Raw genomic sequence first — 23,374 nt, forward strand, 5'->3', positions numbered from 1 at the left:
GCCAGGTTCCTGATTCAACCCGCAACCACAAAGGAAAACGGCAGGTCCCGACAATTCCAGCCCAACAGGACCCGGTGGGCACCCGCCGCCAGCCGCCATGCCCCATCCCAATGCTGGAATGCCCGCGGCGTCAGGGTCAGGCTGAAACTCAGGCTGTCGCCCGCCGGCACGGACAGGGCGGAAAAGGCACGCAGATGGCGGATGCCATCCGGCCCCGCGACATAGATTTGCGGCACAGCCTTGCCCGCCCGGTCCGACAGGTTGCGCACGCGGCCCGTGATGGTGACGCCATCCTGGGCACAGCCGGTAAGGCCGACATCCAGCAGATCGAAGCGCGCATACCCGAAACCGGCGCCGAACGCGTACAGCGGATCAATCCCGGCCGCCTGCATTCCCCTGTAGCCGATCAGGTGACCTTCCCGGTACGGCACGTCACCGCCGGCTTCAGGCTTCAGGTCGAAGGCCGGGTAATCAGCATCACGCGCCGCAATGCTGACCGGCAAGCGACCGCCCGGCTCGCGGTCCCCGGCCAGCACCTGGGCCAAGGCGGGCCCGTACTGTTCACCCGGATACCAGGTGATCATCAGGCCGCGCACCTTGTCCCGCCAGGACAGGTCGAAGGCGTGGGCGACATTGCAGATGGCAACGATGTTGGTATTCACATGCCGGATGCGTTCGATCAGGTCGATCTGCGCCTTTGGCAGGGTGGTGCCCGGCCGATCCTTGCTTTCCACGCCCGCATCCGCTGTTTCGCCCAGCATCAGCAGGACCAGATCAGCCCTGGCGGCAGCGGCAACAGCACGGGCCAGCATGTCGTCGGGCAGGTCCGGTCCGCGCACCCCATACCACAGTCCCTGCGCGCGCGCAGGATTATAGGTGAGTTCGAAACACAGCAGCACCGGCTTGCCGGCTTTCAATTCTACAGCCACCGACTGGCTGTCCCCGCCCTTCAGGACGCCCATCAGGTCCGACGGCGATACCGGGCCCCCACCTGTGAAGACCTGTTCACCATCGACGGACAGTGTCACCGCGCCCGTGCCACCCACATGCAGCCGGTGCAGCCCGGTGCGTTCCGGGGTGAACCAGCCGCTGGCCCGGATGCGTCCCGGCTGTTTCAGCATGTCGGTGCCGGGCAGGCCCACGAACCAGGTCAGGGAATTGGTATCACGGGTTTCGGCATGGACGGGAATGTCGTCCGCCGCCGGCAGCCATTCCACCGTCATGCCGCGCCTGGCCCCATCGCCCAGATCGCGGACCGGCGTGGCTGTGATGGGGGGCAGACGGTATTCCGGTTCCACGCCCTGTTCGTACAATACCTCGCACTTGTCACCGAACCGGTCACGGATGGCCTGTAAGGGCGTCACGAAATCGGGACGGACGGCGATCTTGGCGAAGGTGCCGCCCTGCAAGCAGGGGCTGGCGGCATTGGGGCCGATAATGGCGATGCGCCGCACCCGCTTGGGCAGAACCGGCAGGACATCGCCGTCATTCTTCAGCAGGACGAAGCCGGCGGCCGCCGCCTCCATCAATGTGGTATCAGGATCGGCGATGGGGGCCTGACGCGGCAGAGCGTCGATGCGGGCAACCGCGTTGGCCACGCGGCCTGTGGCATCGGCCAGCCGCTCCAGCGACACCTGCCCGTCCCGCACCGCCGCCGCGAACTTGGTGCCCAGCACCCGGTCCGGTCCCGGCATGTCCAGATCCAGCCCGGCCCGCGCCGACCGCAGCGTGTCACGCCCACCGAACCAGTCCGACACGATGAAACCGGTGAAGCCCCAATCGCCCTTCACGATATCGGTCAGCAAATGCCTATGTTCGACGCAGTAATCGCCGTTCAGGCGGTTATAGGCGGCCAGCATGCCGACACATCCGGCCGCCGTCGCCATTTCGAACGGCAGCAGATAGCATTCGCGCAGGGCCCGGTCGCTGGCCACGGCATTCATGCTGTCACGGTCGGTCTCGCTGTCATTGCAGACCAGATGTTTGGCGACGGACCCGACACCCTGCCCCTGCAAGCCACCGATCCAGGCAGCCCCCAGATGCCCTGCCAGATACGGGTCCTCCCCGAACAGCTCGAACGCCCGCCCGCAAAGCGGGCTGCGCTGCAGGTTCAGGTTGGGGGCCAGCACCGCATCGACGCCCAGGCGCCGCGCCTCCATCCCTACGATGGTCCCCACCCGCGCCACCAGTTCCGCATCAAAGCTGGCCCCCAGTGCTGTACCACAGGGCGTCAGCACCGCGACGTCGCGTTCATCGACCCGGCCGGACGCGATGCCCATCGGACCATCAGCCATCAGGATGGACCGGATGCCGGGCAATGCGGCCGTGGACCACATGTCGCGGCCGCTGGTCAGCGCCGCAAGGTCAAGCGGATGGGTGGACATGGGCTTCTTCCCTGAATTTATTATGGATTACCGCCGCGCCAGCGTCATGACCTGCGCGGCCTGGGCGTTCACCTGCGCCAGAATGTCGTCATCGACCAGACGGCCATCAGCATCGAATGGCTTTTGCGCGACGGTATTGATGGCGATGCCCAGTGGCGTGGGCCAACCGCGCATGGCATGCGTGATGCCGCGCAGCGCCGACAGGGTGACGCCGCCCGCCTGCCACCCGGCCGCCGTGACGATCAAGCCCACAGCCCGGCCGTCGAAATAGACCCGCCTGTCGGTTCGCAGATCTTCCAGCAGGTCGATGGCATTCTTTACCAGACCCGATACACCGCCATGATATCCGGGACTGCCAATGACAATGCCATCGGCGACCCGCACGGCCTCCACGAAGTCAATCTGCTCCGCCGTCCGGTCGGGGTTTTCCGGGGCGAAGTGGGGCAGCGCCGCCAGTGCCGCCCCGCCAAACAGGCGGGTCTGCGCGCCCAGCTGTTCGGTGGCGGCCAGGACGGCCGCCACCATGCGCTCCCCCGATGAACCCGGCCGGGTGGTGCCGCCAAAGCCGACGATCAGCGGCCGGCTCACCGCACACCGCCTTTCAAGGCCGGCATGACATGACGCGACAGCAGGTCCATGGTCTGGTTGGCATAGACCATGCGCTGTTCGGTCAGGGGGCCGGTCAGCATGCCGCACAGGATGTTGCCTATGCCCAGTTCCTGGTACGGCTTCAGATGCGCGATCACCGTTTCCGGGCTGCCATAAAGGCACCAGGTGCCGATCCAATCCTCAGTCAGCGCGTTGGGTGTGCGGTCCGTCTTCTTGTTGGCTTCGGTTGCTTCGGCCTTGGCATTGAAGGCGGCCTCACGATCCACCGCCGCCTGATAGACAGTCAGGATATCTTCCAGTTCCGCCCGTGCCTGTTCGTCAGTCTCCGCGACATGCACGCACTGATAGGTGTGGGTGGTCCAGGACAGGGCATCGGCGACGCGTTCGGGGGAATGGCCGGCGGCCATCAGCATGTCGCGGTAGATATTGAAGAATTTCTGCACATGCTTGAACGGCTCCGTCCCGCCGATCTGCGGCGGGGTGAAGGCCGGAATGAAGGCAGGCCAGCCAAATTCGGCCGCACGGCGCGCGCTCGTCTCCTTCATGGCCACAGGCATCAGCTTGGCATGGCCGGTTGTATAGGCGACGGGGGCAATGCGCTGCACCACTTCGCCCTTGTAGTGGCCATTGTCGAAGGTGACGGACGGGTCATGCGGCTGCTTGGCCCATAGCCGTTCCGCGATGGCCAGATTCTCCTCCGCCAGACGCGACGCCTCCTTATAGTTCACGCCAAAGCCGATCATTTCTTCCGGCGTGGTGCCGCTGCCGACGCCGACCAGAAGACGGCCTTCGGTCAACTGGTCCAGGATGTTGATACGCTCCACGAACCGCACGGGATGGTGCAGCGGCACCGTCGTGACGGAGAAGCCGAAATGCATGCGCTTCAACCGGGCGGCCAGGAAGGCGGCGAACATCATCGGGTCGGAGGCCATCGGCATATAACCAGTAAAATGATGGTCCGGCAGGAAGACAGCATCGAATCCCGCCGCCTCCGCCCGCTCAGCATGGTCGATCATGCCCATCATGACATCGCGATCCTGCTCCGGCCCCATGGAGCGGGCGTTCAGAAAGGTCGAGAAGCGCAAGGTTTCCTCCATTGTCAGCCGGTGCGGCCACGGCCTTTCCGAACGGAAAGCGCCGCGATCCCGACATATGAATTAGAATTGTTGTTCTGAACAAGTAACCGGGCGAATTGCTGCCTGTCAACAGAAACCGGAGGCGCCGTTCCGAATTCACTTAAAATCCAACTGTTTTAACGGCCGCACGATTCCCGCATTGACAGAATCGTTCGCTCACCATCATCATTATCAAAATCATAATTCTGTTATGGCGACGCAGAACGCCATCTGGGAGGAAATCCATGGCCGATCAAGCCATTGCCATGCCCGTTGGCAACGACGAGCGTAAGGCAGGCCTGGCACAAGGCATCATTCTGGTGATCAGCGGGTTTCTGCCGATCCTGGCCATCGTGTCGCTGACACCCGCCGTCCCCACTATTCTCGACCATTTCCGGGATGTGGCGAACGCTTCGCTGCTGGTGCCGGTGCTGGTGTCGGCCCCCGGTCTGGCCATTGCGCTGCTGGCACCGTTCGCCGGCATGCTGGTCGACCGGTTCGGACGGCGGCCGCTGCTGGTCTGGGCGACCTTCTTTTACGGGATTGCCGGATCGCTGCCCTATTTCCTGGACAGCCTGCATGCCGTGATCGCGTCGCGTCTTCTCTTGGGGGTGAGCGAGGCGGCGATCCTGACCATCGTGAACACGCTGATCGCCGATTATTACGATGCCGCGGGACGCCGCCGGCTGCTGGTGGCGCAGGGTCTGGCGGGACCGGCCATGGCGTCCGGCGTCATTGCGCTGTCCGGGCTGTTGACGACACTGAGCTGGAACGGCGTGTTCCTGATCTACCTGATCGCAATGCCCATTTTTGTCGGCATGCAGTTCATGATCTTCGAACCCGGCAAGAATACCAGCGGTGCGCCCGTTGACCAGAAGCCGGACGCCGGACCCACCCCGCCCTTCCCCGTCCGGGCGGTCGCGCTTTATGGCGTCGTGACCCTGTTCGCCTCCACCCTTTATTATGTCTTCATCATCCAGGGCGGCTTGGCTTTCCGGGAGGTGGGGGTGGACAGCCCGGCCCGTGTCGGCTCGCTGATCGCGCTGGCCAGCCTGGGCGTGCCCGTGGGCGCGTTGATCTTCGGCTGGATCGGCAAGCGGGCGACCGCCCTGCAACTGTTCGGCTTCTTTGCCTTCCTGGGTATTGGGCTGGCGGGCATCGGCCTGGCACCGGATTATAAATGGATGATGGCCCTGCTGGTGATGCAGCAGATGGGCGCGGGCATGACGGTGCCGACCCTGATCGCCTGGGCACAAAGCAAGCTGCCTTTCGCCCACCGGGGGCGGGGCATGGGCATCTGGGCTTCCTGCTTCTTCCTGGGACAGTTCACCAGCCCGTTCTTCGTTGCCGGGGCCAAGTCCGCCACGGATGGCACGGTGCAGACCGCCTTTCTGGTGATGGGGGTCGCCGCGCTGATTGGTGCCGGCCTCTCCCTGCTGGCCCTGTCGAGGGGCAAGGTCGACACCGGCACGCGGTACTGACCCCGCTCCCTGGGGCCCTGTTTCAGCGCTTCGGCGCCAGGTTCGCACGCGCGGACCGCCGGTGACCACCCCCTGGCGGTCGCCGGTCAAACATGTCCCATCCGGAGGACATCATGTACCTCGCCGCCTGTATCGAGTGGCTGTTCGCCGCCGAACATCCGACTTTTGCCGACCGTATCCGTGCCGCGAAGGATGCCGGCCTGACCGCTGTGGAGTTCCATCTGTGGCGGGACAAGCCGCTGGCCGACATCCGCCAGACCCTTGAAGAAACCGGGATGAAGCTGGCCAGCTTCGTCGTCGAACCCCGCCGCAGCATCGTGGATCCGGCCCAGCATGGTGAATTCCTGGCCGCTGTCCGTGATAGTCTGGTGGCCGCGAAACAGGCCGGTGCCCCGGCCCTGGTCGTCGCCTCCGGCTTCACCCGTCCGGACGTGCCGCGACAGGAGCATTTTGATGCCGCCGTCACCGCCCTGCGTCAGGCGGCGACACTGGCGGAGGAGGCCGGCATCCTGTTGCTGCTGGAACCGCTGAACGACCGGGTCGAACATCCAGGCATGTATCTGGTCAGCACAACCGAGGGGCTGGACATGGTGGAAGCCGTGAACAGCCCCAATCTGCGCCTGCTCTACGACATGTACCATTCGACCGTCATGGGAGAGGACCCGGCCGCCGTGCTGGCGGGGCGGTTCCATCTGGTCGGGCATGTGCAGGTGGCCGATGTGCCGGGCCGCCATCAGCCGGGCAGCGGCACCATCGACTGGTCCCGCTATATCGGCATCCTGCGTGACCTTGGCTATCAGGGGGCCATCGGCCTGGAATATAAGCCGACAGGCCCGACACTGGACGGTCTGACCCAGGCGCGCCAGACGCTGGGCCTGTAAAGAAACGCGGAGAAAACGGCGATGTCGATCAACCAAGAGGGGGGCGGCATCGCCGCCCCGCCGCTGTCCTGGCGCGCCAAGCTCAGCTATGGCGCCGGGGATTTCGGTTTCGGCCTGACCTGGAATCTGGTCGGGGCGTTTCTGCTGTACTTTTATACCGATGTGGCGATGCTGCCCGTGGGGGTGGTGGGGGCGCTGTTCCTGCTGTCACGCCTGCTGGATGCGGCGTTCGATCCGCTGGTCGGGCTGGCCGTGGACCGGACGCGTAGCCGCTGGGGCCGGGTGCGACCCTATTTCCTGTTCGGGGCGCTCCCGTTCGGCCTGTTCTGTGTGGCCAGCTTCTATGTTCCACCGCTGGATGGGACGGGCAAGCTGCTGTGGGCCTGCGTCAGCTTCGTGGTGCTGGGGCTGCTCTATTCCATCGTGAACATCCCCTATGGCGCCCTGATGCCGATGATGACGGTGCGGCAGGGTGAACGGGTGCAGTTGGGCAGCCTGCGGGCCGCTGGCACCGCCCTGTCGGTAATCGTGGCGACGGCCGCCACCATGCCGCTGGTCCAGGCGCTGGGCGGCGGGGATCAGGCCCAGGGCTTCCTGTGGGTGGCGATCCTGATGGCAGCGGTCACGGTGCTACTGACCCTGAACCTGTTTGCCAGTTGCCGGGAGGCAGTGCCGCCGCCCGCGGGCCAGCAGGAAACCAGCCTGTCCTCCATCCGCGACATGCTGCACAACCGGGCCTGGCTGGTCGTGTTCGGCTTTGCCAGCCTCAACTTCATCCGCTTCGGCGCCGTGCTGTCGGTCACCGCCTATTTCGCCATCAACATCCTGCGGCAACCCTGGATGATCTCCATCCTGCTGCCCGCCGTGTCGGGCACCTTGCTGATCGGGTCCGCCATCGCCCCGCCCTTCCTGAAACGGCTGGGCATGCGCAAGGGCAACCGCGTGGCGCTGGCGGCAGCCCTGGTGCTGTATGGCGTCCTGCCCTTTACCGAGGCGGTGCCGGCCCTGTTCCTGACCGTCTATATCCTGTCCTCGATCCTGATCAGCATTTCCATGACCGCCATCTTTGCCATGGCGGCGGAGGTCGTGGATTACCACGAGGCGCGGTTCGGCACCCGCAATGAGGGGCTGCTGGCCGCCGGCGTCAATCTGGCCATCAAGGTCGGCATGGCGCTGGGTGGGGCCGTCGTGGCCTTCGGTCTGGCCCAGGCGGGATACGACCCGGCAGATGTCAGCGATGAAGCACGCCGGATGGTCCATATCCTCTATTACGCGCCCGCCATGCTGGCCATCGCGGCCCAGATCATCTGCATCGGCTTCTGGCCGGAACGGCGGGGGTGATACCCCAAAAAACGGGGCACGGCGTCATCGCCGTGCCCCGCAGTCTACCGAACCTGAGGGATATGAGGGGAGATTCAGGCCGGGATCAGCAGTTCCTTCGTGTCGCGCGTGGTCGGCACGAAGGGCAGATAGGACACGCGGATACGTTCGGACAGCTGCACCTTGTGCCGGCCGGGCGACAGGCCGCCGTCGCGCAGCACGGTGACCAGCGCCTTCTCCGCGAAGTTCCAGCGGTCGGTATATTCCGTTTCCATCTCATCCAGCGTCCAGGTGCGGCCGCGGACAGAGAAGCGGATATCCTGGCGGGCCACCGGCTCGCCATCGATGATGACGCCGATATCCTCCACCATCGACAGGCCGATGCCCCGGTAATAGGGCAGACGGGCCTGGAAGGCGAAACCGACGGTACGGCCATCCTGCTGGACGTTGCCGTAGCCATCTTCACAGATCATGTATTTGTCGAACATGGGGCGGCTCCTCAGGCGGCGGTGGCGGCGGGTTCGCCAATCAGCTTCTTCAGCATTTCCTGCTGACGGCGGACCTGTTCGATGCTGTCCACGGGGAACGCATCCTGGATCCAGCGGTTGCCCTCATATTCTGAGCAGATATAGCCCTTGTAGCCGCCCTTCTTCAGCACCCGGACAATCTCGTCATAGGGGATGGACGGCTCGACCAGATCTTCCGTCATCTCGTAGAACTTGCCATGGATGTTCCAGATGCGGTCCATATGATCCAGCATGCGCTTGGGCTCGAACGCCGCATTGTGGCGCAAGGTGATGGCCATGCCGATGGCTGGGCCGACGCCGCCCATCTTCTCCACTTCCAGGATGACATATTCGCTCAAGACCCGGTCGTCATAGGCCTTGCAGATATAGTCGGCGATATGCGGGGGCACGCCGTCGCGGATGAATTTTTCCTTCCATACGCGGGGAAAGCGGAACAGGAACATGCCCATATCGGGCAGGAAGCCCAGAAATTTCGATCCCGACTTCTCGAACGCTTCGGCATGGCGGATGATCCAGGGATGATCGAAATGCAGCGGCGCATGTACTTCGATCAGGATGCGGACATTCCGGCTTTCCGCATAATCGGCGCAGGCGACCAGCACCTCCGGATCAATCGACACCAGGGCGCGGGTATAGGGGCAGCCCAGGCGGGCGGCATGGTCAATATCGACCTTGCAATTGGCCACCTGTTCATCGAACGGCATCGGCCGGTTCTTGTACTTCTTATAATCCAGCATGAAATCGTGGCAGACCGGGGTCGTGCCATATTTCGCCATCAGGGCATGCCAATTGTCATAGACGGACGGGTCCAGCGGATTGGGATAATTGGGAAAGGTCTGTTCGCTGATCAACTCGATCCCGCACGCACCCATCTCGGCGGAGACCTTGATCAGGTCCTCCAGCGACTTGGTGCCCAGGAAATATTCCTCCTGATAACTGTAAAGGCTTACGCCTCTCTTGATTTCGTAGTTCGACATGGAACCGGTCCTGTCCTGTCAGGTGCGGCCCCGCCGGGGGCCAAGGATGGCGGCGGTTTCAGGCAAAGCCCGATAGGGGAACGGCGCGGCGGGATCGGCACTCTGGCTTGATCATCACCGCACCAATGATCAATATAAGAATTATCATTCTTTTTTTGGCAAATCAATCACGGACCAAAGGAATTCGCGCCGCGAGGTGCCAACCGATAATGATTTGATTTGAAAGAGAGAATTTCGTCCCCCGCCGCGATGGCGAGCGGGGGACGCCGTATGGTGGGTTCCTTACAGGCCCAGCAAACGCCGGTTCAGACCCTCATCCACACCACTGCCCGCGAAATCATCGAAGGCATGGTCGGTGACGCGGATGATATGGTCCCGGATAAAGGCGGCCCCTTCCCGCGCCCCGTCTTCGGGATGTTTCAAGGCGCATTCCCATTCCAGCACGGCCCAGCCGGCATAATCATGGGCGGTCAGCTTGGCGAAGATCGCCTTGAAATCCACCTGCCCGTCCCCCAAGGACCGGAAGCGGCCGGGCCGGTCCACCCAGCCCTGATAGCCGCCATAGACGCCCGATTTGCCGTTGGGCCGGAATTCGGCATCCTTCACATGGAAGGCACGAATGCGCGGGTGATAATGGTCGATGAAGGCCAGATAATCCAGCTGCTGCAGCACGAAATGGCTGGGATCGAACAGGATATTGGCGCGCGGGTGATTATCCACCGCGCCCAGGAACCGCTCGAAGGTGACGCCATCATGCAGATCCTCACCCGGATGCAATTCGAAACAGACATCCACGCCGGCCTCATCGAACGCGTCCAGAATGGGGCGCCAGCGGCGGCCCAGCTCAGCAAACGCCTCCTCGATCAGGCCGGCCGGACGCTGCGGCCAGGGATAGACATAGGGCCAGGCCAGCGCGCCGGAGAAGCTGGCATGCGCCATCAGGCCCAGATTGGCGCTGGCTTTGGCCGCCAGCCGCATCTGTTCAACGGCCCAGGCCTGGCGCGCCGCCGGATTGCCACGCACGGCCGGGTCAGCGAATGCGTCGAACTGCGCATCATAGGCCGGATGGACAGCCACCAGCTGACCCTGCAAATGGGTGGACAGTTCCGTCACCGCCAGACCTTTGGCGGCCAGCTTTCCGGTCACCTCCTGCGCATAGGTCGTGCTGTCGGCGGCCAGCCGCAGGTCGAACAGGCGCCCGTCCCAGGACGGGATCTGGATACCCTTGTATCCCAGGCCCGCGGCCCAGTCCGCAATGGCATCCAGGCTGTTGAACGGGGCGGCATCGCCCGCGAACTGTGCCAGGAAGATACCCGGCCCCTTGATGGTGCGCATCTTTAGCTCCCTGTGATCGTTCAGATATCCAACCGGACCCAGCCGGCGCGGGCAGCAGAGTTGACGACCGCTGTTTCAATGAAGGCCATGCCGCGCAAGCCCGCTTCCAGCCCCGGCAGGCTGCCATCGGCCGGCAGGGCACCCGCGCGGATAGCGGCGGCGAAGTCCCGGTAGAGATTGGCAAAGGCCTCGATATAACCCTCCGGATGACCGGTCGGCAGACGCGTCGCCCCACGGGCCGCCGGGCCCAGATATCCCGCCCCGGCATGCAGCACCTCCGTCCGCCCGTCCAGACCGTTGATGGTCAGACGGTTCGGATTCTCCTGTGACCAGTCCAGACCCGCCTCCGTCCCATAGACGCGCAGGCGCAGGCCGTTGCGGTCACCCGCCGCGATCTGGGACGCGTGCAGCACGCCCGGCACGCCACGGTCGCTGCCATCGTCAAACCGCAGCAGGATGTTGCAATCATCATCCAGCCGCCGGCCCGGCACCAGGGTGGACAGGTCGGCGCACAGTTCCCGCACCAGCGCGCCACTGACATATTCGGCCAGGTTGAAGGCGTGAACACCGATATCGCCGATGCAGCCGCCGGCACCGGACCGGGCCGGGTCGGTGCGCCAGCCGGCCTGCTTGCTGCCCGCTTCCTCCAACGCGGTGGACAACCAGCCCTGGCTATATTCCACCACCACCTTGCGCAGCCGCCCGATCCGGCCCGCGGCCACCAGCGCCCGCGCCTCCCGCACCAGCGGATAGCCCGTATAGGTGTGGGTCAGGGCGTAAAGCCCCCTGGCCCCCGCCGCCACACCGGCCAACTGCTTCATTTCGGACAGGGAGATGGCGGCGGGCTTGTCGCACATGACATGCAGGCCTGCCGTCAGGGCATCGATGCTGGCCGGCACATGCAGATGATTGGGCGTGACGATGGCGACAAGGTCGATGCCGTCCGGACGCGCGCCTTCCGCCGCGATCATGGCCTGATGGCTGGGATAGGCGCGGGCCGGGTCGATGCCGTAACCGGCGCCGGCCTGCCGCGACCGATCGGCATCACTGCTGAAGGCACCGGCCACCAGCCGGATTTTCCCATCCAGTTCAGCCGCCATACGGTGGACCGGGCCGATGAAGCTGCCGGGACCCCCACCGATCATCCCCAGGCGCAGAACAGGCTCAACCATCACATCCTCCATCTATCCCACCCCTCAATCGCCGACGCCCACATCCGCGGGCTTGGCTACGCCGTATGTGCGGCGCGGCGGCCGTCGCCGCCGATACGAACGGTCAAGATGTTTGACCGTTCGTATCATTTCTTGAACAGGCGCAGATCGCGCGGCAGCCGCGTGATCAGAAAGCCGACCAACAGCAGCAGCAGGACCAGCAGCGGCATTGTGGTCAGAAAGGCGGTGCGCGCCGTCTCTGCCGTCAACCCTTGCGCCAATGCGAAATAGGTGCCGCCGATCAGGGCTGCCCCCGATGCCGCCCCCAGTTGCTGGACGGCCTTCAAGGTACCCGATGCCGATCCCGCATGGATCAGTTCCACATCCGACAGGGTGATCGGGCCCGTCGGTCCCCCGATCAAACCCATGCCGGTGCCGGTCAGCAGCAGGGCCAGCCCAAGCGGCACCAATCCCCCCTGCCCCCAGATCAGCAAGGACAGCGCCAGCAGACCCGACAGCATCACCGCCACGCCCAGCAGGGGCAGGCGCAGCCCCATGCGCGGCAGGGCCCGCCTGGCCACGCCACCAATGGCGACGGAGGCACCCAGCGCATAGGGAACATGGACCAACGCGGTTTCCAGGGGCGTACAGCCCAGCCCATATTGCAGCGTCAGGGTCAGGATGAACAGCAAGCCCGACGTCATCGCCTGGAAACAGAGCGACATGCCCAGCCCGATGGAAAAGCCACGGTTCACGAACAGGGCCGGCGGCACCAGCCCCGTCCCCGCCCCGGCCAGCCGCCGGATATGGCGGATGAACAAAAGCACCAGCAGCGGGGTGGCGGCCAGCAGGATCAGGCACCAGAGCGGCCATCCCGCCTGCCGTCCCTGCAGAAGCGGCAGCAGCAGGGCCAGCAGGGTCGCCGCAACCAGGGCCGTCCCCGGCAGATCGACACCGCCGCCATGCGGCGACCGGCCGGCCGGCAGCAGACGCCAGGCGGCATAAAGGCCGGCCATGCCCAAGGGTCCGTTGATCAGGAAAATGGGGCGCCAGCCCAGGCCGAACAGGTTCGCCTCGATCAGCAGACCACCAATGACCGGGCCCAGCACCGCGGCAACGCCGCCCAGCACGCCGAACACCGACAGGGCCGCAATCCGTTCGGCCGGCGGATACATGACCTGGATCAGCGACATGACCTGCGGCAGCATCAGGGCCGCCGTCGCCCCCTGCGCCAGCCGTGCGGTGACCAGCATCGGCGCGCTGACCGACACGCCGCACAGCAGCGAGGTGAAGGTGAAACCCGCCATGCCGATCATGAACAGACGGCGATAACCATGCGTATCGCCCAGCCGTCCGCCGGTGATCAGCAGGATGGCAAACGCCACGGCATAGCCGGCGACCATCCATTGCATCTGGGCGGTGTCGGCGGACAGGTCGCGCTGGATCGACGGCAGGGCCACATTGACGATGGTCAGGTCGATCAGGTCCATCATGAAGGCGCCGGCCACCACCACCAGCGCCAATTGTCGCCGTTTCGGCGTCAAGGCGGCAGCCTGGTCGATGGCAGAGAGAACCGGCCCCCGCTTGCCCCTGGGGCTGGCGGCGGATGCCATGGGATGTGCCTTTCCGTTGGCTCCGATCAGCGATCGATCAGATCAGAATCGAAATTCTTTTTACAAACGGAAAGCGGGTGCCGTCAACCGGTCATCGGGTGCCGTGCCGCAGATAGGTCGAACACATGATGCCGACCTCCGTCTTCAGGTTTTTCCAGTCGGCCTTGGTGCCCGTATCGCCCGTCGTGCCAAAGCCCAGGTACCGGGCGAACGCCGAATAGGCGATACGCAGCGTCATCTCACAGGCCAGTTCCGGCAACGTATGGCCGATCTCCTGCCGGCGGACCAACAGGGTCGCCATCATCTTCTGCTCCAGATCGTCATAGCCACGCCTGCCCAGGGCGCTGACCACGGGATCAGTGGAAGCGCGCATCATCATGGGACGCATCACAGGGGCATTGCGGCGCATGAATTCGGCCAGCTCTTCCACAAAATTGCGGACCAGCGTATCCAGGTCGGTGGACTTCTCCATCAACCTGTCGACCATCTCCGACTGTTCGATGACCATCTTTTCAATGAAGCGGCGCTGAACAGCCTGGATCAGTTCATCCTTGCTGTCGAATCGGCAATAGATGGAGCCGATGGACACTTTCCCGCGCTTGGCCACGTCGGTCAGCGCGAAATCGTCATTGCCCCGCTCCTGCAACAGATCCGTCGCTGCCGCCAGCATGCGTTCGAACGACGCCCGGCTACGCCCCTGCTTGGGTTCACGCCCCGAGGGGTTCAGCAACGGTTCGGCTTCCTGCATCTCATCGACGGCAGACACGTTGGCACTCCATCATCCCGCCGCCCGAATCCCCAGCGGCCCTATCCAAAAATAAAGCATTGATTCTGTATATGCTTATCATAGGCGCCAGGGCCGCACTATGCCAGCAGAAATCCCCCACCCGTTTGGCGGACAGGGCCTCCTTCATGATTCCACACCGGATGGCTCACGGAATGGCTTGACGCCCAAACGATCCTGCGCTTACATGATTTCGAAATCAGGGTTCTTGTTTTAAAAATGAACCCAGAGCCAGGCCGGCTTAAAATGGCCGGCCCAACGGGAGGAAACGTAAATGCGCATCCGTTCGATGCTCCTGCTTGCTGCGGGGGCAACCGCTTTGCACGCCGGTTCTGCCTTCGCGCAGACCGACACCAGCAGCGGGATCACGCTGGAAGAAATCGTGGTCACCGCGACCAAGCGTGCAACCAACATCCAGGACACCCCCATCGCCATCCGCGCCTTCACGGGTGATGATCTGATCAAGACCGGTGTCTCCGACGTGAACGGCCTGGCGCGGCTTGCCCCCGACCTGAACGTCACCAATGACACGATCTTCACGAAGATCTCGGTCCGCGGCGTGTCCAGCCAGGATATTTCCGAAGCCTCCGATCCGGCGCTGACCATCGGTATCGATGGCGAATATATCAACCGCCCCGTTGCGTTGAATGCCAGCTTCTTCGATCTGCAGCGGATCGAGGTTCTGCGCGGTCCGCAGGGCACGCTTTATGGCCGCAACGCCACCGCCGGCGCCATCAACATCATCGCCGCCAAGCCTGAGCTGGGCAAAACCACCGGCTTCCTGACCGTCGGCTATGGCAATTTCGACGCCAAGAAGGCGGAGGGTGCGGTCAATGTCCCCGTGGGGGATACGCTGGCGGTCCGTGTGGCCGGCATGCATACCGACCATGATGGCTATCGCAAACACGGTGCTGTCGGCCGTGGCGAGAACCAGAATGTGGACGCGGCCCGCATCGCCGCCAGTTGGGAACCGACCGCGAATTTCCGGACCTATATCGCCGGCGAATATGTGAATGTCGACCAGCTGCCGCCGTCGCAGTTCGGCATCCTGGTGGCCCAGAATGGTGTTCTGACCAACCCGGCCTATGCATCCGGGGTCATCGACGCCATCCCGTCCACCCCGGCCCTGGAAAATAACGGCATCCCCGCCAACCTGACCTTCAGCGGGATCAATACCCGCAATTTCCCGCTGGGCGATCTGGGCAATTTCAACAGCGAACAGTTCGCGCTGCGCGGTAAGATTGAGGTTGATTTCGACCTGGGCACGCTGGCCTATCTGGGCGGTTACCGCGACAATGAAACCAACAGCGCCCTGCCGCTGAACGGCTATCTGCCGGCGACCTTCACCTTCCGTAATAACAAGCTGAACTCAAAAACACAGAGCCATGAGCTGCGCCTGTCGAACACGCTGGACAGCGGCCTGTTCTATCAGCTGGGCGGTTTCTACTTCCATGAGAAGGTCGACCTGTCGCGCGGCCTGTATCTGGAATTGCCCAAGGCCTTCCTGAACTATTTCTATCGTCCCGACATCCTGTCCAAGTCCAAGGCCGCCTTCGGGCAGGTCACGGTGCCGGTGGCCGGGCCCGAACTGACGGTGACCGGCGGCCTGCGCTATACCGACGATGCCAAAAGCGCCACCTTCTACAATTATGGCCCGCGTTTCGGGCGGGGTGAAGGCACCACGCCGCCGGCCCTGGGCTCGGCCGGGGCCAGCATCCTGACCCCGCGTTCCGCCTCTGATCAGCTTACCGGCAATCTGGGCATCGACTGGAAGCCGGCGCGTGACAATCTGGTCTATGGCAAGGTCAGCACCGGCTATAAAAGCGGTGGCTTCGACAGTGTCGGCTCCTACGAGCCGGAAAAGCTGGTCGCCTATGAGGTCGGTACCAAGAACCGGTTCAATGGCGGGCGCGTGCAATTCAACGCCTCGGCCTTCTATTATGATTACAAGGATCAGCAGATCCAGGTGTTCGTCGACAATAATATCGGCGCCCGCACGCTGAACGCCGGCAAGTCCCGCGTCTGGGGTATCGAGACCGATACCAGCTTCCTGCTGACGGAACAGGACGAACTGTCCTTCACCGTCAATTATCTGGACGCCAAGGTGCAGAGCTTCGCCACCTCGCTGATCGGCGTCAGCGGCAGCCCGATCAATGACGCCGATCCCGCCACGGCCGGTGTCCAGCAGTTCGACCTGAAGGGCAACCGCCCGCCGCAGGCCCCGAAATGGACCCTGTCCGCCGGGTACAGCCACACGTTCGACCTGGGTGACGGGGCGAATGTCGTGGCGTCGGCCTTCAGCCGGTACAAGTCGGCCCATTACCTGTCGGTGGTGAACTGGGCCGGCATGCGCCAGAAGGGCTATATGATGACCGATCTGTCGCTGGAATATAATTCCGCCGACGGCAACTATACGGTCCAGGCCTATGTCCGCAATCTGGAGGACAAGCAGCCGCTGGCTTTTGCAAACTTCAACGCTGCGGCAGGGTCGCTGATCTATAACGCGATCTACGGTGCGCCGCGCACCTTCGGTGTTCAGGGGACCTATCGCTTCTGAGGCCAACCTGGATGGCTGCAGGCGCCGGGTTCGGTGCCTGTAGCCGTTGGCCCTTCCCTGATTGGATTGCAGGGGGTTGAGTTGCCGCGCAGCATGATCGGTCTGACATTTGCCATTTCCCTGCTGGCCCTATCCCCGGGAACGGCGGCGACGCAGCCGCCGCCCCCGGCGGCCATGACGCAGGCCGGTGCCGTGACCGGAACCCGTGTCGCCGGCGTCGACGCCTTTCTGGGCATACCCTATGCCGACGATACGGGCGGCCAGAACCGCTGGCGGGCACCGAAACCGCCGGTGGCCTGGACCGGGTCGCGCGACGCCACCGATTTCGGGGCGGATTGTCAGCAGGACCCGCCCTATGTTCCCCCAGGCGGTTCCCCCTGGTCGGCGGAATATTTCCCCACCAAGGCAATGAGCGAGAATTGCCTGTTCGTGAATATCTGGCGTCCCGCCAACCGTAAGGATGTGAAGTTGCCGGTCATGGTCTGGATCCATGGCGGCGGGTTCAGCGGCGGGTCGGGCTCCGTCCCGCTTTATGAAGGGTCGGCGCTGGCGGCGCGCGGGATCATCGTTGTCAGCGTAAATTACCGGGTCGGTGTCTTCGGTTTCCTGGCCCATCCGGCCCTGAGTGCGGAGGCTGGATCATCGGGCAATTACGGCCTGATGGACCAGATCGCGGCGTTGCGCTGGGTCCGGGACAATATCGCCAGTTTTGGCGGCGACGCGGCACAGGTGACCCTTGCCGGACAGTCGGCCGGGGCCGCGTCGGTCCATGCGCTGCTGGCATCGCCACAGGCGGAAGGGCTGTTCGCACGGGCCATCGCCCAAAGCGGGTCCGGCATGGGCATCCCCATGCTATCCCTGAACAGCGCGGAGGCCCTGGGCGAAAAACTGCGCATCGCCGCGGGGGCAGAGACGATCGACGCTCTACGCCAAATGCCCGCCGAGGCCGTCGCCAAGGCGGCAAGGGACCCCGCACTGGGTCCGCCGGGCATCCGCTTCAGCCCGATTGTGGAAGCGACGGTGCTGCCGGCCCCGGACAAGCAGCGCCAGGACATCCCCGTCCTGACCGGCCTGACCAATGATGAGGGCAGCAACGGCCGCGACTGGTCGCTGACCACCAGCGCGCAGTTGGACGCCTTGATCGACCGGCGTTTCGGGGCGCAGGCAGCGGCTTTCCGCCGCTTCTACAGTGCTGCGGACGGCCATGCGGCTACAGAGGCGGCGCAAAGCCTGCTGCGGGAACAGGCTGTGGCGTCCATGCTGTCCTGGGCGGCCGGTCGGTCCAGCAAGGCCGCCCCGGTCCATGCCTATCTGTTCCGGCATCCGCAGCCTGGAAGTGATGCCGCCCGCTTCGGCACCTTCCATTCCGCCGAACTGCCCTATGTGTTCGGCACCTTGAACAAATCCACCCGCCCCTTCACCAGCACCGATCAGCAGATCGCCGCCACGATGGGCGCCTATTGGGTGAATTTCGTGCGCAGCGGCGATCCCAACGGCCAGGGCATGGCGCCGTGGCCCCGCCTGTCCACGGGACAGATCATGTCCCTGGGCGACCGGGTGTCCGCCATCGAACCGTTGGAGCCGGCGAAGCGGCGCGCCTACACTGAATTCACGGCCAAGGGTGGACGGCTCAGTCTTTTCTGATCCCGGTCCAGGGAACCCGATACGAAGGATGAACCCGATGCGCAATGCGGATATCCCGCCTGCTTCCGGCCGCCGTGGCCTTCTGCGCGCAGGCCTGGCCCTGGCCGGTATGGCGCTGACCCCCGCGCAGGTCTGGGCGCAGGTGGCGGCGGCCCCCCCTTCCCCGCTGCCACCGCGGGGGCAGCAATTGCTGGGCCGGGTCTGTGATCTGACCATTCCCGACACTGACACGCCGGGGGCGGTGAAGGCCGGTGTGCCGGCCTTCGTAACGCTGGCCATCGCCCATGATATCGCCCGGTCGAAGGCGCCGGTGGCCGCGGCCCTGTTCACCGGCGGCAAGGCACCGGCGGATGCCGGCCTGCTGGACTGGCTGGAGTTCGAGCTGGACCTGAAGGCGGGTGGCGCCTTTCTGTCGGCCAGGCGGGACGTGCAGCAGGAAGCGTTGGCCGCCCTGGACACCGCCGCCTATGCCAAGGGGAGCGAAAAATCACCCTGGCGTGTCCTGAAGGGCCTGATCGTCACCGGCTATTACACGTCGGAAATCGGAGGCAGCCAGGAACTGCGCTTTGAACTGGTGCCGGGTCGTTTCGACCCGGATGTGGCCGTCGGCCCCAACGAGCGGGCCTGGTCGAGCGACTGGACAGCGGTGGACTTCGGATGAACACAGATTTCGACGCGATCGTCGTCGGCTCCGGCATCACCGGCGGCTGGGCGGCAAAGGAACTGACCGAAAAGGGCCTGAAGGTCCTGATGGTTGAACGCGGCCGCCATATCGAACATGGCAGCGACTATGTGACCGAAATGAAGACCCCCTGGGACATGCCGTTCCGGGGTGTGGGCGATCCGCAGCTTTATGAGCGCGATTTCGCCGTTCAGTCGAAGAACCGGCATTTCAACGAATATACCCAGAACCACTTCATCAATGACCGCGAAAACCCCTATTCCGTGGCCGAGGGCACGGAATTCAACTGGTGGCGCAGCTATCAGCTTGGCGGGCGGTCACTGACCTGGGGGCGCCAGTCCTATCGGATGAGCGATCATGATTTCGGCGCCAACAAAAAGGATGGTCACGGCGTGGACTGGCCTATCCGCTATGCCGATCTGAAACCCTGGTATGACCATGTCGAGAAATTCATAGGCGTGTCGGGTCAGGCGGAGGGCCTGTCTTCCCTGCCCGATGGCGTCTTTCAGCCGCCGATGGCGTTGAATGTGCTGGAAAAGCACGCCAAGGCCACGATAGAGGCACAATGGCCCGACCGACGCCTGACCATCGGTCGTACCGCCAACCTGACCCACGAAAAGGAAGGGCGCAGCGCCTGCCAGAACCGGATGATCTGTCCGCGCGGCTGTTCCTATGGCGCCTATTTCAGTACGCAAAGCTCTACCCTGCCGGCAGCACAGGCCACGGGCAACCTGACCCTGGTGACCGACACCGTCGTCGAAACAGTGGATTATGATGTCCGGAAAAAGCGGGCGACCGGCGTTTCCGTCTTGAACATCAAGACGGGCGAAAGGCGCCGCTATACGGCCCGGATCATTTTCATGAATGCGGGCGCCTTCAACACCAACCATGTGCTGCTGCGTTCCCGGTCCGACACGTTCCCCAACGGGTTGGGCAATAGCAGCGGCCGGCTGGGCACGCATATCATGGACCATGCCAGCACGGTGGGCGCCATCGCCCTGTTCGACCGGTTTCAGGACCGCACCACCTTCGGCAACCGTCCCACGGGCGTCATCATTCCGCGCTTCCGCAACCTGGGTGACCAGCCGGAAGGGGATTTTGTGCGCGGCTACAGCTATCAGGGCGGCGCCCTGCGCAGCACCTGGACCCGTGGCAAGCGGGAGGTAGGGATCGGCCAGGGTTTCAAGGACAATCTGCGCGGGCCCGGCCCCTGGCGCATGGTGCTGGTCACCTTCGCCGAAAGCCTGCCGCGCGAAACCAACCGTCTGCGCTTAGACCCGGTCAAGGTCGATCCGTTCGGCGCGCCGGTCCTGCAGATCGACTTCACCCATGGTGAGAATGAACGCAAGGCCCTGGCCGATGCCGCAAAGGAAGCCAGCGCCATGCTGACCGCCGCCGGGGGCAAGGTTGTCCTGTCGCTGGACCGTCCGGGGGTAGGCGGCAGCGCCATCCATGAAATGGGTGGGGCCATGATGGGCAATGACCCCCGCACCTCCGTCACCAACCGCTGGAACCAGTTGCATGATGTGGCCAATGTCTTTGTCACCGATGGTGCCGCTATGGCGTCCTCTGCCTGTCAGAACCCGTCGCTGACCTACATGGCCCTGACGGCGCGGGCCTGCGGCACCGCCGTGAAAATGCTGAAGGAAGGCCGGATCTGATCCACGAACCCCGGCAATGGTCTTGCTGAAGATCTGAGGGGCTGACGGTGGACACTTCTGGGAGGTTCAGCACTGATCGCGCTTGTGGCGCCTCCGGCTGACCGGCATCCTCCAAGGCAGCCCGGTAAGTCCAACTTGTCGGGACTGGGCATGGCGGCGCCGGCAGATGAGGCGCCGCGATCGGCCCATGGCACTGGAAACAGGTATAAGTTGGAACGACAGATGCTGGGAAACGCCCGATCCCACGGCCTTTGGGAAAAGACCGCGCCCCCGTCTCCCACCTGCGCACCGCTGCGCAGCCACCAGCGGACAGACGTGGCCATCATTGGCGGCGGTTACACAGGCCTGTCCGCGGCCTTGCATCTCGCCGAAGCCGGTGTTGCCGCCGCAGTGCTGGAAGCCGTGGAGCCCGGCTTCGGTGGGGCCGGCCGGAATGTCGGCCTGGTGAATGCCGGCATGTGGGTCATGCCCGACCAGCTGGTACGTGTGCTGGGCACAATGCATGGCGAACGGTTGCTGAATCTGCTGGGTGACGGGCCGCGGCAAGTCTTTGCGCTGGTGGAACAGCACGGCATCGATTGCGAGGCCGAAAGGCGGGGTACGCTGCATTGCGCTGTCGGTCGTGAAGGTTTGGCGGAAATCCAGCAGCGCCATGAACAATGGACCCGTCGCGGGGCGGCCGTCCGATTGCTGGACGCGCGGGAGACGCGCATCCGCACGGGATCGTCAGCCTTTGAAGGCGCGCTGTTGGATATGCGTGCCGGCACGATCCAGCCCCTGGCCTATATCCGCGGATTGGCGCAGGCCGCCTTGGGGGCGGGCGCCCGGATATTCAACACCAGCCCCGTCACACAGGCACAGCCACAAGGTGGGAAATGGCTGTTATCCGCCGGTCAGGGCAGCCTGCTGGCCGACCGCGTGATCGTTGCCACCGATGCCTATGCCACCGGCCCCTGGTCGCAGGTGCGAACCGAACAGGTCCACCTGCCCTACTTCAATATTGCCACCACTCCGCTGCCCGCCGACATCCGCGAGACCATCCTGCCGGGCCGTGAAGGGGCATGGGACACGCGTGAGGTGTTGAGCTCGTTCCGCATGGATCGGGCGGGTCGGATGGTGTTCGGCAGCGTCGGTGCCCTGCGCGGCAGGGGTGCCACGATCCACCGATCCTGGGCACGGCGCGCCCTGCAGCGGATGTTTCCCCAGATTGGCCCTGTAACATTCGAAGCGGAATGGTATGGCCAGATTGGCATGACGGGCGATAACCTTCCCCGCTTTCACCGTCTGGCCGACAATGTGATCAGCTTCAGCGGCTATAACGGCCGCGGCATTGCGCCCGGCACGGTTTTCGGCAAACTGGCGGCGGCGCTGATGCAGGGCACCATATCGGATGGCGACCTGCCGCTTCCGGCAACGCCGATCGACCGTCCACGGCTGGGCTGGCTCCGGGAAGCCTGCTATGAGGCCGGCGCCCAGATTGTGCATGCGGCCTCGGCGCGCTGGTAGGCCCGGTTCATCTGTCCGGACACCGCGGCAGCCTGGCCGTGATCAGACCTGGGACTGCTTCCCCAGCCAGCGCTGGTGGATCCGTTCTGCCGCCGCCAGATCGGATAAGCCGGTGCCCACGGACTTGAAGATGGTGATGTCCTGGGGGGACTTGCGGCCCAGGGCAGGATCGCGGATCACTTGCTCCAGCAGGATGATCCGATCATGGCTCAGCGCACCGCCGGCCAGCGGCGTGACGATGTCACCGGACTCTGTCGTTGCCGTCCAGCTATCTACGACCACACGGCCCATCCCCATCAGACCATCGTCCGCCTCCCGCATGGACGGGGTGAAGCTGCCGACCATATCAACATGCGTACCGGGCCTGACATCGGCCCCCTGCACCAGCGGCACCCGGCTGGAGGTGGCGCAGCTGACGATGTCAGCCTCCGCCACAGCCCGGCCCAGTTGGCTGACGACCGACACATCGCAAGCCAGGTGATCCAGGCTGCGCGCCAGAGACTGCACCTTGTTCGGATCCCGGCCCCACAGCCGGACGTGACGGATGGGTCGTGTCGCCAGATGTGCCGCCACCATGTGCGGCGCCAAACTGCCCGTCCCCACCATCAGCAGCGTTTCCGATGCGGGATTGGACAGCAGGGAAGACGCCAGGGCCGAAACGGCAGCGGTCCGCACCAGGGTCAGCGACGCCGCATCGAAGATCGCCGCCGGGATGCCGGTGTGACCGTCGAGCAGCAGATAGGAGCCGTTGATGCTGGGCAAGCCGATCCCGGCATTGCCGGCCATATAGGTAATCACCTTCACACCCGTGGGCCCGCCGTCACGCCAGGCCGGCATCACCAGCAACATGTTCCGACCGTCGCCCGGCAGCGTGTAGTGCAACCGGTCCGGCACCGTGACGCCCTCGGCAAATGCCATTCGCAAGGCGCTGACCAGATCCGGTGGTGTGGCCAGGGCATGGACATCCCGACTGGAGAACAATACCGGCTGCCTGTCCGTCGTCATTGTGCATCTCCCCAGGTCAATTCATGCCAGACTGCAAGGTGACAAACTCAGCGCCGGAAGGCGAGCACGGAGCGGCCCTGACCGTTCCGTCGCAACGTGCAGGTTGGCATAGGCGGTGTCGAAAATGGTCTCAACCGCCGGC

Annotated in this window: 18 protein-coding genes; 8 read left to right on the plus strand and 10 right to left on the minus strand. The window is 64.2% G+C overall.

Translation table 11 applies throughout. The features are described from left to right. Positions 1-14: 14 nt before the first annotated feature. Genes ACODTW_RS03100 through ACODTW_RS03110 form a run of 3 tightly spaced genes read right to left on the minus strand, consistent with a single transcriptional unit; the run spans position 15 to position 4,078 of the window. Positions 15-2,384 (minus strand): beta-glucosidase family protein, encoded by a 2,370-nt coding sequence (locus tag ACODTW_RS03100; RefSeq protein ID WP_488944420.1) that lies wholly within the window; start codon positions 2,382-2,384, stop codon positions 15-17. A 27-nt stretch (positions 2,385-2,411) separates the two neighbouring features. Next, positions 2,412-2,972, minus strand: coding sequence for an NADPH-dependent FMN reductase (locus ACODTW_RS03105; RefSeq protein ID WP_488944421.1), 561 nt, complete (start codon positions 2,970-2,972; stop codon positions 2,412-2,414). Next, a complete protein-coding gene (locus ACODTW_RS03110; RefSeq protein ID WP_488944422.1) occupies positions 2,969-4,078 on the minus strand; it encodes an LLM class flavin-dependent oxidoreductase in 1,110 nt (369 codons plus the stop codon). The genes ACODTW_RS03105 and ACODTW_RS03110 overlap by 4 nt, the downstream gene beginning before the upstream one ends. A 275-nt stretch (positions 4,079-4,353) precedes the next feature. Here ACODTW_RS03110 and ACODTW_RS03115 point away from each other — a divergent pair, with 275 nt between their 5' ends. The 3 genes from ACODTW_RS03115 to ACODTW_RS03125 all read left to right on the plus strand — a co-directional run bounded on the left by ACODTW_RS03115 (position 4,354) and on the right by ACODTW_RS03125 (position 7,811). After that, positions 4,354-5,589: an MFS transporter gene (locus ACODTW_RS03115; protein ID WP_488944423.1), complete on the plus strand. Its 1,236-nt coding sequence runs from the start codon at positions 4,354-4,356 to the stop codon at positions 5,587-5,589. A 113-nt stretch (positions 5,590-5,702) separates the two neighbouring features. Next, positions 5,703-6,470: a hydroxypyruvate isomerase family protein gene (locus ACODTW_RS03120; RefSeq protein ID WP_488944424.1), complete on the plus strand. Its 768-nt coding sequence runs from the start codon at positions 5,703-5,705 to the stop codon at positions 6,468-6,470. 21 nt (positions 6,471-6,491) lie between these two features. After that, entirely contained in the window at positions 6,492-7,811 is a 1,320-nt protein-coding gene (locus tag ACODTW_RS03125; RefSeq protein ID WP_488944426.1) for an MFS transporter, read from the plus strand. A 74-nt stretch (positions 7,812-7,885) separates the two neighbouring features. Here the strand turns inward: ACODTW_RS03125 and ACODTW_RS03130 are convergent, their stop codons facing one another. The 6 genes from ACODTW_RS03130 to ACODTW_RS03155 form a co-directional block, all read right to left on the minus strand. After that, positions 7,886-8,278 (minus strand): C-glycoside deglycosidase beta subunit domain-containing protein, encoded by a 393-nt coding sequence (locus tag ACODTW_RS03130; RefSeq protein ID WP_488944427.1) that lies wholly within the window; start codon positions 8,276-8,278, stop codon positions 7,886-7,888. A gap of 11 nt (positions 8,279-8,289) precedes the next feature. Beyond that, positions 8,290-9,294 (minus strand): sugar phosphate isomerase/epimerase family protein, encoded by a 1,005-nt coding sequence (locus ACODTW_RS03135; protein ID WP_488944429.1) that lies wholly within the window; start codon positions 9,292-9,294, stop codon positions 8,290-8,292. Positions 9,295-9,576: 282 nt separating this feature from the next. Then, complete coding sequence (locus tag ACODTW_RS03140) at positions 9,577-10,629, minus strand: sugar phosphate isomerase/epimerase family protein (RefSeq protein ID WP_488944430.1); 1,053 nt, start codon at positions 10,627-10,629, stop codon at positions 9,577-9,579. Between the two features lie 20 nt (positions 10,630-10,649). Further along, positions 10,650-11,801 carry a Gfo/Idh/MocA family protein gene (locus ACODTW_RS03145; protein WP_488944431.1) on the minus strand — a complete coding sequence of 384 codons (1,152 nt, stop codon included), beginning with the start codon at positions 11,799-11,801 and terminating at the stop codon, positions 10,650-10,652. A 125-nt stretch (positions 11,802-11,926) separates the two neighbouring features. Next, entirely contained in the window at positions 11,927-13,393 is a 1,467-nt protein-coding gene (locus ACODTW_RS03150; RefSeq protein ID WP_488944432.1) for an MFS transporter, read from the minus strand. 91 nt (positions 13,394-13,484) lie between these two features. Beyond that, on the minus strand, positions 13,485-14,159 hold the full coding sequence (locus tag ACODTW_RS03155) for a TetR/AcrR family transcriptional regulator (protein ID WP_488944433.1): 675 nt from the start codon (positions 14,157-14,159) through the stop codon (positions 13,485-13,487). A 292-nt stretch (positions 14,160-14,451) separates the two neighbouring features. Here ACODTW_RS03155 and ACODTW_RS03160 point away from each other — a divergent pair, with 292 nt between their 5' ends. The 5 genes from ACODTW_RS03160 to ACODTW_RS03180 all read left to right on the plus strand — a co-directional run bounded on the left by ACODTW_RS03160 (position 14,452) and on the right by ACODTW_RS03180 (position 22,227). Then, a complete protein-coding gene (locus ACODTW_RS03160) occupies positions 14,452-16,734 on the plus strand; it encodes a TonB-dependent receptor (RefSeq protein WP_488944434.1) in 2,283 nt (760 codons plus the stop codon). An 81-nt stretch (positions 16,735-16,815) separates the two neighbouring features. Further along, complete coding sequence (locus tag ACODTW_RS03165; protein WP_488944435.1) at positions 16,816-18,378, plus strand: carboxylesterase/lipase family protein; 1,563 nt, start codon at positions 16,816-16,818, stop codon at positions 18,376-18,378. 37 nt (positions 18,379-18,415) lie between these two features. Then, positions 18,416-19,039 (plus strand): gluconate 2-dehydrogenase subunit 3 family protein, encoded by a 624-nt coding sequence (locus ACODTW_RS03170; RefSeq protein WP_488944436.1) that lies wholly within the window; start codon positions 18,416-18,418, stop codon positions 19,037-19,039. Continuing rightward, positions 19,036-20,721 carry a GMC oxidoreductase gene (locus ACODTW_RS03175; protein ID WP_488944437.1) on the plus strand — a complete coding sequence of 562 codons (1,686 nt, stop codon included), beginning with the start codon at positions 19,036-19,038 and terminating at the stop codon, positions 20,719-20,721. The genes ACODTW_RS03170 and ACODTW_RS03175 overlap by 4 nt, the downstream gene beginning before the upstream one ends. 222 nt (positions 20,722-20,943) lie before the next feature. After that, on the plus strand, positions 20,944-22,227 hold the full coding sequence (locus ACODTW_RS03180; protein WP_488944438.1) for an NAD(P)/FAD-dependent oxidoreductase: 1,284 nt from the start codon (positions 20,944-20,946) through the stop codon (positions 22,225-22,227). Between the two features lie 42 nt (positions 22,228-22,269). Here ACODTW_RS03180 and lhpI read toward each other — a convergent pair whose 3' ends face one another. Next, on the minus strand, positions 22,270-23,232 hold the full coding sequence (gene lhpI, locus ACODTW_RS03185) for a bifunctional Delta(1)-pyrroline-2-carboxylate/Delta(1)-piperideine-2-carboxylate reductase (RefSeq protein ID WP_488944440.1): 963 nt from the start codon (positions 23,230-23,232) through the stop codon (positions 22,270-22,272). Between the last annotated feature and the right edge of the window lie 142 nt (positions 23,233-23,374).

It is taken from the genome of Niveispirillum sp. FG148, assembly GCF_057809655.1.

What these genes read in the sequence shown, in the direction of transcription:
- ACODTW_RS03100 (WP_488944420.1), bottom strand. Translation starts at nt 2,384, where the DNA reads ATGTCCACCCATCCGCTTGACCTTGCGGCGCTGACCAGCGGCCGCGAC.
- ACODTW_RS03115 (WP_488944423.1), top strand. Translation starts at nt 4,354, where the DNA reads ATGGCCGATCAAGCCATTGCCATGCCCGTTGGCAACGACGAGCGTAAG.
- ACODTW_RS03120 (WP_488944424.1), top strand. Translation starts at nt 5,703, where the DNA reads ATGTACCTCGCCGCCTGTATCGAGTGGCTGTTCGCCGCCGAACATCCG.
- ACODTW_RS03125 (WP_488944426.1), top strand. Translation starts at nt 6,492, where the DNA reads ATGTCGATCAACCAAGAGGGGGGCGGCATCGCCGCCCCGCCGCTGTCC.
- ACODTW_RS03130 (WP_488944427.1), bottom strand. Translation starts at nt 8,278, where the DNA reads ATGTTCGACAAATACATGATCTGTGAAGATGGCTACGGCAACGTCCAG.
- ACODTW_RS03135 (WP_488944429.1), bottom strand. Translation starts at nt 9,294, where the DNA reads ATGTCGAACTACGAAATCAAGAGAGGCGTAAGCCTTTACAGTTATCAG.
- ACODTW_RS03140 (WP_488944430.1), bottom strand. Translation starts at nt 10,629, where the DNA reads ATGCGCACCATCAAGGGGCCGGGTATCTTCCTGGCACAGTTCGCGGGC.
- ACODTW_RS03145 (WP_488944431.1), bottom strand. Translation starts at nt 11,801, where the DNA reads ATGGTTGAGCCTGTTCTGCGCCTGGGGATGATCGGTGGGGGTCCCGGC.
- ACODTW_RS03150 (WP_488944432.1), bottom strand. Translation starts at nt 13,393, where the DNA reads ATGGCATCCGCCGCCAGCCCCAGGGGCAAGCGGGGGCCGGTTCTCTCT.
- ACODTW_RS03160 (WP_488944434.1), top strand. Translation starts at nt 14,452, where the DNA reads ATGCGCATCCGTTCGATGCTCCTGCTTGCTGCGGGGGCAACCGCTTTG.
- ACODTW_RS03170 (WP_488944436.1), top strand. Translation starts at nt 18,416, where the DNA reads ATGCGCAATGCGGATATCCCGCCTGCTTCCGGCCGCCGTGGCCTTCTG.
- ACODTW_RS03175 (WP_488944437.1), top strand. Translation starts at nt 19,036, where the DNA reads ATGAACACAGATTTCGACGCGATCGTCGTCGGCTCCGGCATCACCGGC.
- ACODTW_RS03180 (WP_488944438.1), top strand. Translation starts at nt 20,944, where the DNA reads ATGCTGGGAAACGCCCGATCCCACGGCCTTTGGGAAAAGACCGCGCCC.
- lhpI (WP_488944440.1), bottom strand. Translation starts at nt 23,232, where the DNA reads ATGACGACGGACAGGCAGCCGGTATTGTTCTCCAGTCGGGATGTCCAT.